The organism is Comamonas sp. 14P8.1.4, assembly GCF_057799285.1.
The window spans coordinates 688,911-703,192 of record NZ_JBYOKN010000001.1 but is presented as its reverse complement, the minus strand read 5'-3'; the positions used below and the strand labels follow the sequence as shown (position 1 = coordinate 703,192).

14 protein-coding genes are annotated in these 14,282 nt (G+C 60.5%); 9 read left to right on the top strand and 5 right to left on the bottom strand.

Translation table 11 applies throughout. The features are described from left to right. The first annotated feature begins 189 nt into the window (after positions 1-189). The 3 genes from AC27VO_RS03255 to soxZ are packed head-to-tail and all read left to right on the top strand — an operon-like array spanning position 190 to position 2,384. Positions 190-1,533: an FAD-dependent oxidoreductase gene (locus AC27VO_RS03255; RefSeq protein ID WP_488665263.1), complete on the top strand. Its 1,344-nt coding sequence runs from the start codon at positions 190-192 to the stop codon at positions 1,531-1,533. Between the two features lie 3 nt (positions 1,534-1,536). Continuing rightward, positions 1,537-2,037: a thiosulfate oxidation carrier protein SoxY gene (locus tag AC27VO_RS03250; RefSeq protein ID WP_488665262.1), complete on the top strand. Its 501-nt coding sequence runs from the start codon at positions 1,537-1,539 to the stop codon at positions 2,035-2,037. An 11-nt stretch (positions 2,038-2,048) separates the two neighbouring features. Further along, positions 2,049-2,384: a thiosulfate oxidation carrier complex protein SoxZ gene (gene soxZ / locus AC27VO_RS03245; protein ID WP_488665261.1), complete on the top strand. Its 336-nt coding sequence runs from the start codon at positions 2,049-2,051 to the stop codon at positions 2,382-2,384. Between the two features lie 110 nt (positions 2,385-2,494). Here the strand turns inward: soxZ and AC27VO_RS03240 are convergent, their stop codons facing one another. The 3 genes from AC27VO_RS03240 to bamE all read right to left on the bottom strand — a co-directional run bounded on the left by AC27VO_RS03240 (position 2,495) and on the right by bamE (position 6,446). Further along, a complete protein-coding gene (locus AC27VO_RS03240) occupies positions 2,495-4,726 on the bottom strand; it encodes a beta-glucosidase family protein (protein WP_488665260.1) in 2,232 nt (743 codons plus the stop codon). Between the two features lie 315 nt (positions 4,727-5,041). Further along, a complete protein-coding gene (locus tag AC27VO_RS03235; protein ID WP_488665528.1) occupies positions 5,042-5,722 on the bottom strand; it encodes a YitT family protein in 681 nt (226 codons plus the stop codon). 220 nt (positions 5,723-5,942) lie between these two features. After that, positions 5,943-6,446, bottom strand: a complete 504-nt coding sequence (gene bamE / locus AC27VO_RS03230; protein ID WP_488665259.1) for an outer membrane protein assembly factor BamE domain-containing protein — start codon at positions 6,444-6,446, stop codon at positions 5,943-5,945. Between the two features lie 46 nt (positions 6,447-6,492). On the opposite strand from bamE, the gene AC27VO_RS03225 reads away from it, so the two are divergent. The 3 genes from AC27VO_RS03225 to AC27VO_RS03215 all read left to right on the top strand — a co-directional run bounded on the left by AC27VO_RS03225 (position 6,493) and on the right by AC27VO_RS03215 (position 8,064). Then, positions 6,493-6,696 (top strand): DUF3460 family protein, encoded by a 204-nt coding sequence (locus AC27VO_RS03225; protein WP_488665258.1) that lies wholly within the window; start codon positions 6,493-6,495, stop codon positions 6,694-6,696. A gap of 144 nt (positions 6,697-6,840) precedes the next feature. Further along, positions 6,841-7,683, top strand: coding sequence for a segregation and condensation protein A (locus tag AC27VO_RS03220; protein WP_488665527.1), 843 nt, complete (start codon positions 6,841-6,843; stop codon positions 7,681-7,683). Positions 7,684-7,704: 21 nt separating this feature from the next. Next, on the top strand, positions 7,705-8,064 hold the full coding sequence (locus AC27VO_RS03215) for a 5-carboxymethyl-2-hydroxymuconate Delta-isomerase (protein WP_488665257.1): 360 nt from the start codon (positions 7,705-7,707) through the stop codon (positions 8,062-8,064). Between the two features lie 79 nt (positions 8,065-8,143). On the opposite strand, the gene AC27VO_RS03210 is transcribed toward AC27VO_RS03215, so the two are convergent. Together AC27VO_RS03210 and AC27VO_RS03205 are read right to left on the bottom strand one after the other, a co-directional pair. After that, positions 8,144-8,590 carry a CBS domain-containing protein gene (locus AC27VO_RS03210; protein WP_488665256.1) on the bottom strand — a complete coding sequence of 149 codons (447 nt, stop codon included), beginning with the start codon at positions 8,588-8,590 and terminating at the stop codon, positions 8,144-8,146. 126 nt (positions 8,591-8,716) lie between these two features. Next, positions 8,717-10,522, bottom strand: coding sequence for a chorismate-binding protein (locus AC27VO_RS03205; protein WP_488665255.1), 1,806 nt, complete (start codon positions 10,520-10,522; stop codon positions 8,717-8,719). Positions 10,523-10,634: 112 nt separating this feature from the next. On the opposite strand from AC27VO_RS03205, the gene AC27VO_RS03200 reads away from it, so the two are divergent. From AC27VO_RS03200 to AC27VO_RS03190, 3 genes are all read left to right on the top strand, one after another. Then, entirely contained in the window at positions 10,635-12,104 is a 1,470-nt protein-coding gene (locus AC27VO_RS03200; protein WP_488665254.1) for a sensor domain-containing diguanylate cyclase, read from the top strand. 626 nt (positions 12,105-12,730) lie between these two features. Continuing rightward, on the top strand, positions 12,731-13,321 hold the full coding sequence (locus AC27VO_RS03195) for an HD domain-containing protein (RefSeq protein WP_488665253.1): 591 nt from the start codon (positions 12,731-12,733) through the stop codon (positions 13,319-13,321). Continuing rightward, entirely contained in the window at positions 13,321-14,271 is a 951-nt protein-coding gene (locus AC27VO_RS03190; protein WP_488665252.1) for a Bug family tripartite tricarboxylate transporter substrate binding protein, read from the top strand. The genes AC27VO_RS03195 and AC27VO_RS03190 overlap by 1 nt, the downstream gene beginning before the upstream one ends. The last annotated feature ends 11 nt before the right edge of the window (positions 14,272-14,282 follow it).

The window sequence follows — 14,282 nt, the reverse complement described above, 5'->3', positions numbered from 1 at the left end:
GCCATTCAAGCCTGACCAAGGCATTCGCCCACCGGTCAGGCATTGCATGCCCCCGCTTCCCTTTGCTCTTTTGGCCATTGCAAGTGCTGCAATGGCCCTGCAGGTCAGCGCTGGTCTTACGCCAGCCGTGACGCTTGGCACATGCTGGCGGCGCGGCTTTCCATGAATGACACGGAGGAAGTTTCCACCATGCAACGTCGCCACTTTCTGATGACCCCGCCCGCTATGGCGCTGGGCGCTGCCGCTGCGGCCACCCCGATCGCCACGCTGGCGGCCCCCACCATCATGACCCCGCAATCGCGCATCCTGCCGCGCCAGGGCAAGGGCCCGCGCATTGTGATTTGCGGTGGTGGCTGGGGCGGCCTGACCGCCGCTCGCTATCTGCGCGAGCTGATCCCCAACTCGGATGTGGTGCTGCTGGAGCGCAACCCGACCTTCTGGTCGGGCCCCATGAGCAACAAGTGGCTGATCGACATCGTCAACACCGACTTCGTCAACCGCGACATGCTGCACCCCGCCAACACCTACGGCTACCAGCTGCTGCAAACCGAAGTGACCGGTTTTGAGCGCGACAAGAAGCTGGTACGCACCGCGCACGGTCTGGTGGAATACGACTACCTGATTCTGTCCGGCGGTATCCGCAACGACTACGAAGCCTGGTTCGGCAACGACCAAAAGGCCATCGACTACACGCGCAAGCACTTCCCCAATGCGTACATCCCCAACCAGGAAATGCACGCACTGAAGAACAAGATCAAGAACTTCAAGGGCGGCACCATCGTGATGACGCTGCCACCACCACCCCACCGCTGCCCGCCCTCGCCGTACGAGCGCGCGTGTCTGATTGCCTGGCACATCAAGAAAAACAAGATTCCCGGCAAGATTTTGATTCTCGACCCCAAGCCCAAGATCGCCCCCATTGGCGTGGGCTACAAGCAGGCGTTCGAAGAGCTGTATCCGGACATCATCACCCACGTGCCCAATGCACGCGTGCAAGAGGTCGACCCCTTCAACAAGAAGATCAAGACCGCTGCAGGTGAGTTCAATTTTGACGATGCCATCCTCATGCCCCCCCACCAGGCCGCCGACATGGTCTGGAAGGCTGACCTGATTGGCAAGACACCCGATGGCAAGCCCACCGGCTGGGCCGACATGAACAACCGCTACTTCACTGCCAATGGCGATGACAGCGTGTACTTTGTCGGTGACTTGATGGGCGCCATCTCGCCCCAGTTTGGTCACTACCCCAAGAGCGGCCACGTGGCCAACTACATCGGCAAGATCGTTGCCAAGAACATCGCCCAGCGCGCCGCAGGCAAGGAAGTCACACCTTTGCTGCCCGACAACCTGTGCTACATGATGGTCAACGGCGATCCACAGGAAGAAATTTCTGTGAAGTTTGAGTACGAAGTGGATGCCGCTTCCGGTAACGTGCACCAAACCCAAATCGACATGGACGTTCGCACGCATGACCTGGTCAAGGACGATTTCGCCTGGATCAACGGCATGTTCAAGGACTTCCTGGCTGTTTAAGACATGAACCTTGCACCTTTCCCCTCTCTGACACGCCGCCGCCTGGTGGCAGGCGCAGCGGCGGCCGGGGCCACTTGGGCCCTGCCTGCTGCGGCGCAGATCCAGCCACCGGTACCGCTGGTTGGCCCTCTGGCGCCCAACCCCGTGGAATTTAAAAAAACCATGGAGCAGTTCATCGGCAGCGCCAAGCCACAAGCCGAAGGCCTGCAGCTGGACATTCCGGTGCTGGCAGACAACCCCAGCGCCGTGCCGGTCAAGGCCAAGGTCACGCTGCCCATCACGGAGCAGGACTGGTGCGAGGAAATCATGGTGGTGGCCGAGCTCAACCCCATGCCCCTGGCCTGCCGCATGCAGTTCACCGCTGAAACCGGCACGGCCGAGGCTGCGGTGCGCATCCGCCTGAGCCAATCGCAGGCCGTGCATGTGCTGGCCCGCATGAAAAGCGGTGCTGTGCTGCAAGGCAAGCAAATGGTGACCGTGGCCGCCAGCGGCTGCGGCATGTAGGAGGCACAGGCATGAGCATGAACAAACCGGCCCGTGTCTGGGTCAGCAACGAAAAGCCCAAGGCAGGCGACATCCTGCGCGTACGCGCACAGATGGAGCACGTCATGGAAACCGGCCTGCGCAATGACCCCGCTACCGGCAAACCCCGTCCGCGCCACATCGTCAATCACTTTGAGGCCAAGCTGGGGGGCAAGCTGATCTTTGTCTGGGATCTGGGCACTTCGATTTCCCAGAACCCGTACATCGAGTTCACCTTCAAGGCACGCCACAGCGGCGAGCTGGCCATGCTCTGGAAAGACGACCGGGGCGGCACACTCACCGCCAACAAGACCATCACCGTCAGCTGATGGCCACCCCACAAAAAAGCCCCGCAGGCTCTCGCTTGCGGGGCTTTTTTATGTGCCGAATCAGGCTATAGCACTGACGGGTAAAGCGCTCATTGCTATGGATATGCGTATCAACGACCGAACAGGCGCGCCGGCAGCGCCGGCAGCGCCAGCTGCGCGCGCAGCGCCAGGTGGCTGGCCGAGTGGCCCAGTGCCACGTCATGCACACCTGCGGCAATACGCCACTGCTGGGCCTGGGTATCAAAGCGGGCCAGCAGGCGCGGGTCGGCCTTGAGGGTGATCTGGCGGCTTTCGCCCGGTGCCAGCTCCAGCCGCTCAAACCCCAGCAAGCGCATGCGCTGCTCACCCGCTGCGGCAGTCAGGTACAGCTGCGGCACATCGGCGCCCGCACGTGACCCTGTGTTTTTGACCGTGAACGTGGCAGACAGGCTGTCGCCCGCGCGCTGCACTTGCAGGTTGCTGTAATCAAACTGCGTATAGCTCAGCCCATGGCCAAAGGCAAAGGCAGGCTTCTGACCCGTGCGCGCCATCCAGCGGTAGCCCACTTCTGCACCTTCGTGGTAGTCGATCACCGTCGGTGTGTGCATGGCCGTCCCCAGGCCCGGCAATTGGGGGTGTGGGGTCTGCTCCATGGACTGGTAAAAGGTAATGGGCAAACGACCCGATGGATTGACCTTGCCAGCCAGAATTTCGGCAATCGCACGGCCACCGGCGCTGCCGGAGTACCACGACTGCACAATGGCCTTGGCCTTGTCACCCCAAGGGGCCAGGTCCACGGCATTGCCGGTCTGCAGCACAACAATGGTGTTGGGGTTGGCACGCGTGACAGCATCAATCAGCGCAGCCTGACCCCAGGGCAGGCTCAGATCGGCATGGTCATGGTTTTCGCTTTCGTGCTTCCAGGCAAAGACGATGGCCACATCGGCACGCTGCGCCTGCAAAGCGGCATCGGCAGGAGACTCCCCCGCATCGGTGATGATTTCAGCCTTGGGAAAGTAGCGCGCCAGCTCGGATGTGGGCGCGGGTGCCGCCACCGTCAGGCGGCGCAATGGCGCAAACATATTGGTGCCACCCAAGGGCATGTCCAGCGCAAAACCACCCACCGGGTCGGTACGGCTGGAGCCGCCGCCGCCGCTGAGCATGCCCAGGTGAGAGAAGCCGCCAATCACGGCGATGCGCTTCACATCGGCACGAATAGGCAGGAGATTGCTCTCGTTTTTAAGAAGCACTGTGCTCTGGCGCGCCACTTCCACAGCGCTTTGCAGATGCGCCTGCATATCAGGCTGGGCAGCCGCCTGGGTCTGCGGGCCGTGCCACTGATCGGCATCCACCTGATAGATGGCAAACAGAATGCGCTGCACCATGTCCGACAGTCGCGCCTTGGGCAAGTCGCCACGCGCATAGGCTGCGCGCAGGGGCTTGTCGAACCATTCCTTTTCATCCAGCTGCGCACCGCTTTGCTGGTCCAGGCCCTTGACGGCATAGTCCCAGCCGTAGACCGCGCGCCAGTCCGACATGATGAAACCCTTGTAGCCCATGGCCTGCTTCACATCCTGGTTCAGCAACGCATCGCTACCGCAGGCGTAATCGCCGTTGACCTTGTTATAGGCACACATCAGGCTGCCGGGGCTGGAGCGTTCAATGCCGATCTGAAACGCCAGCATCTCCGACTCGCGGTGCGCTGCCTGGTCGATGCGAGCATCCAGCGCCCACTTGTTGATCTCCTGGCTGTTGAGCGAGACGTGCTTCAAGATGTTGATGACCTTCTGGTCCTGCGTGCCCTTGACGCTTTCAGCCGCCAGCACGGCAGCCAGCAACGGGTCTTCGCCCAGATATTCAAAGTTGCGGCCATGGCGCGGGTCACGCGCCAGATTGATACCACCGCCCAGCACCACATTGAAACCACGCACCTTGGCTTCCTTGCCCAGAATCACGCCGCTGTCATAAGCCAGCTGAGGGTTGAAGGTGGCAGCCATGGCCAGTGCCGATGGGAAGGCTGTGGCCTGATCGCCCTTGCGTCCCCCTGAAGGGTTGGTGATGCCCAGACCCGCATCGGTCATCAGCAGATCCGGTACACCCAGCCGGGGCACGCCTTGCACCCAGCCCGCAATTTGCGGCACACTGTTAGGAACGCGCGGGTCGCGCTTGGCAGAGAAGTCTTCTGCCAGCACATTCACCATCAGGCTGCGAATCAGGCCGAAACGCTCGTCGTCGGTCATCTGCGCTTCCACCTGGCGTGCCTTGGCCTGGGCTGCGGCTATTTTTTCGGGTGTGGGCTGGGCATGCGTCGTCGGCACCGCGCATGCCACAGTGGCGGCCACCGCCCATCCGCTCAGACGCACGCTGTGCCTATCCCATACCCTCCACGCCCTCTCTGTAGCCATATCTCACCTCGTTCATCTGCTGGGTCATCGCTGCGCACTGGCTGCAGCCGCAGCCTTTGCAGGCCAAATCCTACAGATTGCAGGGCGATACGGCCAGCAACTTCGCTGTGGCGGCGTCCGCCATCTCTGCCATGCACTGCCCGGCGACAGGAGACCCTCGCGCCCTGCGCTGCCGCCAAGGGCACAAAAAAGCCCGCAGACCTGAATCCGCGGGCTTTTAATATCAAAAATGGTGCAAAGCCAAGCAGCACAATCGCTAGCAGCTCTCTTTTTTTACTTACCCGTGTAGCGCCCGGGACGGTGACTGACCGCCAGAAACACGCCCATCACAATCGCCGCAAACACCGACCAGGCCACGCGCTCGAACGGCACAATCCACAGCGCCAGCGCCACGACCACGCAGTCAATGGCCATCTGCACCTTGCCTGCCGGAATGCCCCAGCGGTCCTGCACATAGAGCGACACAATCGTCGCCCCACCCAGGCTGGACTTGTGCCGCGCCAGAAACAGCACCCCGGTGCCCATCAGCAGGCCCCCGGCAATGGCTGCAAAAGCCGGATGCAGGTAATCGATATGAATCAGTTGCGGGCCAAACGTGGTCACCAGCGACAGCAGCGCCACCGACAAAAAGGTCTTGATCGTGAACTCTTTGCCAATGTGCTTCCAAGCAAACCAGTAAAACGGAATGTTGATCAGAAAATAAATCGCGCCGAACGACCAGCCCGTAGCGTAGTGCAACACAAAGGCCAGCCCCGCGGTGCTGCCCGTCAGCAGCCCTGCCTGGGCATACATCATCATGGCGATGCCGACAAACAACGAGCCCGAGAACAAGGCCTGCACATCTTCAAACATGCCATGCCTGGCCACGGCAGGGGTGGCCGCCGGGGTGGCAGCCGCTGCTGCAGAACGTGCAGGCGCCGCTAGCTCAGGCTCGGACAGAGGGGTAGTGGTCATCATGCTCATGGCGAATACCGGTTTTCTGCGGTGCCAGCTTGTGGCCACACCGCGAACGTCAATGCTGCAACTTGCAAGCAAAAAGTGCGCCACACAGACCTAAGCTGGTTGGCGCACTGCCCACAACGCAGCACCCGCACCGGGCGCTGACAGTTATCTTTGCTGCAACGCAGCAATTAGAACATTCAGCCGCTGCAAAAGCTATGGCTGCACCGCGACATCAATGATCGCCTTGGGGCAATTTCTGGCGGCTGGCCGTGTGCTTGACCGCGCCGTTGGCGCCAAAGGTTACGGTGAATTCCATCTCGCGGTTGGGTGGATCGATCCAGTTCCAGTCCCAATCGGTTTCCTGCTTGAGCTGGTAGGTCATCCGCTTGGCCGGTTTACCCAGCGTGCGGCGCACCTGCTCTTGCGTCATGCCGGGCTGGATTTGCTCGAACACATGCGGCGTCAGCACCTGGCGCAGCGCCGTCATCACGCCATCAGCGCCAATGGTGATCATGTAGTTGCGGCTGCCCATGGGCTGGCGCGGGTACTCGAAAGTGCGGGCGCCATTGGCTTCAGGCCAGATGGTCTCGGGCTCCCCAAAGGCTTTGCGCACGTCAATTTCCGTGGACAGGCCTTCTTCCAGCTGCTCAATTTTTTGCTGGTCGCAGCCCACCAGGGCCAAAACACTGGTGGCAATGGCCGCCACAGTAGCTGTGACACGGTTCAGTAGGTTCATGGACAGTGTCCCGCTAGAATCATCGATCTAGAGAGGTTACCAGTCCATGTCCATCTTTGCCCGTCCCCACTACACATCCGATACGACCGATTTCATCAACCAGATGAAAAAAGACCAGCCCCAGCTCGCAGCCCAGCAAGTCGCTGGCCGCTCTTTGCTGTGGGACAAATCGGTGAACTACGAAGCCCAGGCCGATGCCGCCCAGGCCCAAGTGGCCCAAAAGCCCTACGTGTACCAGACCAACAACTGATTCACTTTAGGTGTGTTTTCTTGACCCAGCCCTTGATAAGCAAGCGCTGGGCGCTCTTCTTTCTTAAGCTGCATGAGCGATAGTTCTTCTGACACCGCCCACGCCGAGCTGCCCGTCACGGCCGCCTCGGACAGCCCCAGCCTGATGCCCGGTGTGGTCGATCAGGTGGCTTTGGCGCGCCTGTACGGAGAGCCGCTGTTCAAACTGCCCAATGACCTGTACATCCCGCCCGATGCACTGGAAGTGTTCTTGGAAGCGTTTGAAGGCCCGCTCGACTTGTTGCTGTATTTGATTCGCAAGCAAAACTTCAACATCCTCGACATTCCAATGTTGGCGGTGACCCAGCAGTATTTGCGCTATGTGGATGAGATTCGCAGCCGCAACCTGGAGCTGGCCGCCGAGTATTTGCTGATGGCCGCCATGCTGATCGAGATCAAGTCGCGCATGCTGCTGCCGCCCAAGAAGAAAGAGGGCGAGGAAGAGGCCGAAGACCCGCGTGCCGAGCTGGTGCGCCGTCTGCTCGAGTACGAGAAGATGAAGCTGGCTGCGCAGCAAATCAACGAAATGCCGCAGTACGGCCGTGATTTCCTGAAGGCCCAGGTGTACATCGAGCAAAGCCTGCAGCCGCGCTTTCCCGATGTGGACCCCAATGAGCTGCAAGCCGCCTGGCGCGACATTCTCAAACGCGCCAAGCTGGTACAGCACCACCGCATCACGCGCGAAGAGCTGTCGGTGCGCGAGTACATGAGCCAGATCCTCAAACAGCTGCAAGGCCAGCGCTTTGTGGAGTTTGAAAAGATTTTTGACCCCAGCAAGGGCAGCACCGTGCTGGTCGTCACCTTCATTGCCCTGCTGGAGCTGGGCAAGGAGACCCTGATCGAGATTACCCAGGCCGAAGCCTACGCGCCCATCTATGTGCGCCTGGCCTACAAGCCCGTGGACACCACGGCGCTGGAGCCTATTTTTGAAGACCAAGACGATCAATAAATCGTCCACCGGAGACCCGCTATGCCCCATATGTATGTGGAATACAGCAACAACCTGGAAGGCCTGAACGAAGGCGCACTGATGGAGGCATTGAACAGCGCTGTCTGCGGCCATGCCACCGTGGCTGACGAAGCCGACGTCAAAACCCGCATTGCCCGCCTGAGCGACTACCGCATCGGCCTGAACACTGCAGGCCGCGCTTTCGCCCACGTGGAGCTGCGCCTGATGGCCGGGCGTACGCCCGAGGTAAAAAAAGAGCTGTCCGACCGCATTGCGGCTGTGCTGAAGGCACAGATTCCGGCACAAAGCGGCCTGGATGTGCAGCTGAGTGTGGACATTGTGGACATGGACAAGCCCTGCTACTTCAAAGGCAAGCTGTAAAACAGCCGCCGCCGGTATCCACGCCAAGGCCATGTCCGCGCACAGCGGTCATGGCCTTTTTTGCATCAGCGCCCCAGGTCTAGGCAGCCTGCCCACCACCGTGGATGTAATGCTCCAGCTGTGCAATCGTGAATTGCTGCTCCGAGATGATGCCCTTGACCAAGTCCCCAATGGAGATCAGCCCCAGCAGCGCAGTGCCTTGCATCACCGGCAGGTGGCGCAGGCGTTTGGCCGTCATCAGCTGCATGCAGGCCTCGGTGCTCTGGCTGGGCTCCACAAACAGCACCGATGAGGTCATGACCTCCGAGATGCGGGTGTGCGCCGAATCGCGCCCCATCAACGCAATCTTGCGGGCGTAATCACGCTCGGTGAAGATGCCCTGAATCTCACTGCCCTCCTGAATCAGCAGCGCGCCAATGCCTTGGTCAGCCATCAGGCGCAAGGCCTCATGCACAGTGGCGGTGGGTGCAACGGCATAGACCTGCTGGTCTGCCTTGGATGCGAGGATCTCTGCAACAGTGGCCATGGAATACCTCCCGGTAAAAAGCATGTGCCGCCCATTTCAGCCCATCCACCCAGGCCATGCAACCGGGCATTGCCCGCATCTGCTTGTCATCCACAGCGTGCCGCCAAACTGCTGCACACCAACCGCTCAACCGCCCGCAGGCACCAGTTGCGCGGCCACCCAGCCGCGCAAGCTGTTCATGAATGCCCACTGCTGCACCCTGTGCACATCGGCCACCCGCAGCACACCTTCCTCCACACGGCCCTCCGCCAGCGCCACCTGGCGCCCCACGCCGTTGAGCAGGCCACAAGACAGCGCCGGCGTCACCCATTGCCCGTCCACCAGTGCTGCCACATTGCCACGCGTACCTTCCGTGATCTCGCCCGCTTCGTTCCAGAGCAGCGTGTCAAAGATGTGTGCAGGCGGGGCAAAACGCTCGTAGTGCGCACGGCGGGAGGTTTTAAAGCGTACGAACTCGCTGTGCGCCTCGGCCAGGGGGGCCGCTGCCAGCTGCAAATAGGCCACAGGCGGTGCGGGGTGGCACACCTCGACACGGCTGTCGAACAGGCCAGTGCGCGCCAGCGCAATGCGCACGCGCCACAAGCCGCCCGAGTGGGTCTGCTGCACCTGCTGCAGCGTCAGGTGCAGGGCCTCATCGTTCCACGCAAAGCCGAAATGGGCGGCAGCCTCTTGCAAGCGCTGCACATGCAAGGGCAGGTGGCGCCACTGCCCGCCTTCCAGCGCCATGGTGGTGACCACTTCAAACCCCATACTCACCCTCTCAATGAAAGCCTGTTTGGTGCGCCATTCCTGCCACTCCCCAGCTACCGTGGCATCCGCCGTAATGCCGCTGCCAATGCCGCAGCGCAGCGCCTGCCGGGCCTTGCCTTGCACCACCACGGTTCGAATGGGCACATTGAAAGTAGCGCGTACACCGCCCGCCCCATCGGGCCGCACCACGCCCAAAGCGCCGCAGTACCAGCCACGAGGCTCTGGCTCCAGCGTGGCAATGGCCTGCATGGCTGCACGCTTGGGCGCTCCGGTGACCGATCCGCAAGGGAACAGCGCGCGCAGCACGTCGAGCAAACCCGTGCCCTGCGGTAGTTGCGCGCGCACGTCCGACGTCATCTGCCAGACCGTGGGCAGCGCCTGTACGCTGAACAACACTGGCACCTGCACACTGCCCGTGACGGCAATCTGCCCCAGGTCATTGCGCAGCAGATCCACAATCATCACGTTTTCAGCGCGCTCTTTGGCCGATGTCTGCAGCCCCCGCGCCTGTGCCGCATCCTCTTCGGGTGTGCGCCCCCGGGCGGCGGTGCCTTTCATCGGGCGGGTGAGGATCTGACCCAGCCCCAGTGCAGGCTGGTGCCAGTCAAAAAACAGCTCAGGCGAAACGGAGGCAATCTGCTCATCGCCCATGTCCAGATACAGCGCATAGCCACCGGGCTGCACCTGCTGCAAGGCGGCAAACAGCGCGGCGCCATCCACCGGCTGCATTGCCTTGCCATGCAACTGCTGGGTGTAGTTGATCTGGTAGTAATCGCCCGCCGCAATGCCCGCATGGATCTGCGCCATGCCCCGTTCAAAGGCATGCGGATTGAGGGTGTTTTGCCATTCCAGCCCAGGCACAGCCTGGGGTGGGTCATCAATGCCAGGAGCAGCATCCAGTGGTGCGGCACACACTGCAAACCATGCCAGCGGAGCTGGTGTGGCCTGTGTGATCAGCGTCGGTTGCAAGGCGCTGGCTGCCTCATAGCGCAGCCCGCCCACACACCACCCCCCTTGGCGTGCGGCCTGCTCCACTTGCTGCACCAGCAGCGGTAGCTCCGCCGCAGTGTGTGCCTGCAGCACGCGCAAAGGGTGGGTCAAACGCAGGCGCAGGCGCGCTGCGCCCTCCTCCAGCGGTTGACCCATGTCCAGAACAGCAAATGCAGGTGTGATGGCCGTCATACAGCACACAGCATAACGAGGTGGGGCACCCTGTTGTGGCAGCGCACTCTGCCCCCATCCGCGACAGCAGATCCGGTGAACTCAGCAATAATTTGCAGTGGAGGTGTTCACGATGACGGTTTCTCTTGCCAATGGCTTGGATTTTGAAGACATGTTCAACCTGGCCCCGGTGTCGCTGTGGATGGAAGATTACAGCGCGCTCAAACTGCTGTTCACCGAATGGCGAGCCCATGGCGTCACCGATCTGCGCGCTTTTTTGCAGGAAGACCCTGCACGCCTGGCGCGTTGCTGCACCACCCTCAAGCTGCTGCGCGTGAACCAGTTCACCTTGGATTTGTTCAAAGCACCCGACCAGCAAACGCTGCAAAGCCGGTTGGACGAAGTGTTTCGCGGTGAAATGCTGGACCACATCGTTCCTGAGCTGCTGGCGCTCTGGGACGGCCAGCACCATTTTGAAAACCGCTCCATCAACTACGACCTGCAGGGTCGCAAGCTGAATGTGCAGATCACCGCACGTGTGCTACCCGGCTACGAAGACTGCTGGAGCCGCGTGCTGGTATCCCTCAAGGACATCACCACCGAGGTCCAGCGCACGCAGCAGCTGCGCGCCAGCGAACAGTACGCCCGCGACCTGTTTGAGTACTCACCCGTTTCCCTGTGGGTGGAAGACTTTCGCGAAGTCAAACGCCTGCTGGACGAGGTGCGCCAGCGCGGCATCACCGACTTTCGTACTTTTCTGAAGGTACACCCGGATTTTGTGGACCGCTGCATCCAGGAGGTGCGTGTGGTCGACGTGAACCAGCAAACGCTGAAATTGTTTGCTGCAGAGAGCAAGCTGCAGCTGACCCACAGCCTCAGCCTCGTCCTGCGCGAAGAAATGTATGCCTCATTCGCCGAGCAGCTGCAAGACCTGTGGGAAGGCAAGCTGGTGCAGCAGCGCGAGGTGGTGAACTACTCGCTCGCTGGTGAGGTACTGCACCTTCACCTGGAATTTGCCGTGCTTTCCAGCCACGCCGAAGACTGGGGGTTGGTGCTGCTGTCATTGATTGACATCACCGCGCGCAAAAAGGCGGAGGCCTACCTGGAATACCTGGGCAAGCACGATGTCCTGACCCAGCTGCGCAATCGCGCCTTCTACACGGAAGAGCTCAATCGCCTGTCACGCAAAGGCCCCTGGCCCGTTTCTGCCATCGCCATCGACCTCAATGGCCTCAAAGCCATCAACGACGAACACGGCCATGCTGCTGGTGATTCCATGCTGCGCCGCATGGGCGAAGTGCTGACCAAGGCGGTCGATGCGCCCGATTACGCCGCCCGCATCGGGGGCGATGAATTCATGGTGCTTATGCCCGGCACCGACGAGCGCGGTGCCCAGGCCATGCAGGAGCGCATTCTCTCGCTGCTGGAGCTGAACAACCAGTTCTACCCCGGGCAAACCATCCACATGGCCATGGGCAGCGCAACCGGGAACGAAGGCATCGCGCTGGAAGCCTTGGTGCACCAGGCCGACCAGGCCATGTACACCGAAAAGCTGCGCTTTTACCAGCAGGACGCGCACAACCGGCGCGGCACGGTGGACTGAGGGCTTGCGCCAGCGGCCTTGACCAGCACCGGGCAAAGCGCTCGGCGCTTTCCGTGAGCGTGCGAACCGCAGGCTGTGCGTGGCCCCCCCCCCAGCCCCTGCGCCTCTGATTGAGGCGATATCAGCCACAGCAAGAGCAGCTTGGCCACGGTCACCCTGCACAGCAATACCTGCGGCTAACCCAACGGCCCGGCCGTCAATGGAGTCCAATCAGCTGCGTATCTTTGCGGGTGCAGGCGTGGGATTGATGCGCCCCAAACCTCGCTGCGCGGCCGCAGCCTGGCCTCACAGAAAACTGGCACCCACCCAACCCGCTCAGCGATCCGATTGGCTGGGAGCTTGGCTCCCGCGCCACACCGGGCCAAGCTGAAACCTTGGCTTGGAATACCTCGCTGGATCCTGCCTGCGCACTCTGGCTGGTGCTGAATGCACCGTGCTTTTGCATGGCTGTGCACCCTCACCTTCAAGAGCCGATGGCGAAGCGTCGATGGCACCTTGGCTGCACCACACCCCAAGCACCCTCTAGTGGTTTTCACTGACTCCACGTATTTTCAAGGGTTTACCCGATGATTAGTTTATAAATTATGAAATCAAATTGCCTGCACTACAACGCCTAAGGCAAAACGATGAAACAAGCTTTGACAAACTTCAAGAATATTCAAGAAAGTCAAAAAGAAGACTGGGACAAGATCGTTTCGGTCCTCACTCCTTACAAGTACCAGCTGCACGAGCGGATCCTGGCGCACCTCATGGAACTCAAGGGTGACTTTGCGGGCTTCCCTGTGGACCGCCTCACCCACTCGCTGCAAACAGCCACGCTGGCTTATGACGCTGGGCGTGACACGGAGTACGTGGTCTGCGCCCTTTTGCATGACATTGGCGACACGCTGGCCAGCTTCAACCATCCGGAATACGCAGCCGTGCTGCTCAAGCCCTTTGTTTCCGATATGAACTACAACATCGTGAAGCACCACGGCATCTTCCAAGCGCACTACTACGGCCACCACATCGGGCTGGAGCCAGGCAAGCGCGAAGCGTTCAAGGACGCGGACTTCTACCTGCCCACGATCGAGTTCTGCGAGAAATATGACGCCCCCGCTTTTGACAGCGAAGCGAAGTTTTACCCCCTGGAGTTCTTCGCCCCCATGGTGGAAGAAGTGTTTACACAACCCAAAAAATCACTGATGCGCAACGTATTCAAAAAAGAGGCCGCCTAATGAAAACAATCAAAGCCATTTTGGGTCTGGCAGCAACCTTGGCCATGGGCGCTGCTGTGGCCCAGTCCAACGCTGCGTACACCTTGACCGTTCCGTTCTCCCCGGGTGGTGCCAGCGACTCGTATGCGCGCATCGTCGGCAAGGAGCTCAGCGCCGAGCTGGGTGTGCCTTTCATCGTTGAAAACAAGCCCGGCGCAGGTGGAAGCGTTGCCGCCACCGCGTTTTCTGGATTGCCCAAGAACACCAAGAATCTCTTCCTGGGAACAATCAGCACGCATGCAATCAACCCCTATCTGTACGGCAATCTGAAGTACGACCCGAACAAGGATTTCACACCGGTTGCCATGGTGTTGAGCCTGCCCAATATGCTGGCGGTCAACCCCAAGACCTCCGTCAACAGCGTTCAAGATTTGGTTGCGCTGGGCAAGCAGCGGGTGCTGAGCTTTGGCTCTGCAGGCACCGGCTCTTCGGCACACCTGTCGTCCGAAGTGATGGTGATGTCCAGCGGCATGAAAGCCACCCACATCCCTTACCGAGGCGCCAGCCCTGCCAACACCGACCTGATGGGCGGTCAGATCGATTTCGTTTTTGACAACATCTCCAGCGTTTTGCCTCTGGTACAGGGTGGCAAACTACGCGCTCTGGCGGTGACTGACCTGAAACGCAGCGACTTTGCGCCCAACGTTCCAACCATGGACGAAGCGGGGTTCAAGGACTATCAGGTCATTTCTTGGTTCGGCTTCTGGCTGCCCAAGGATTCAGATCCAGCCATGGTCAAAGAAATCAACGATGCACTTGCTAAGATCTATGCCAAGCCTGAATTCCAAAAGGCGATCAAGCAAGTTGGCGCTGACCCTGTCTTGAAGACAGACAAAGAGTTCACTGCGTTTGTATTGAGTGAACAAAAGCGCTGGTCCGCACTGATCAAAAAGCTGGATCTAAAAATCTAATAAGTAGGGAA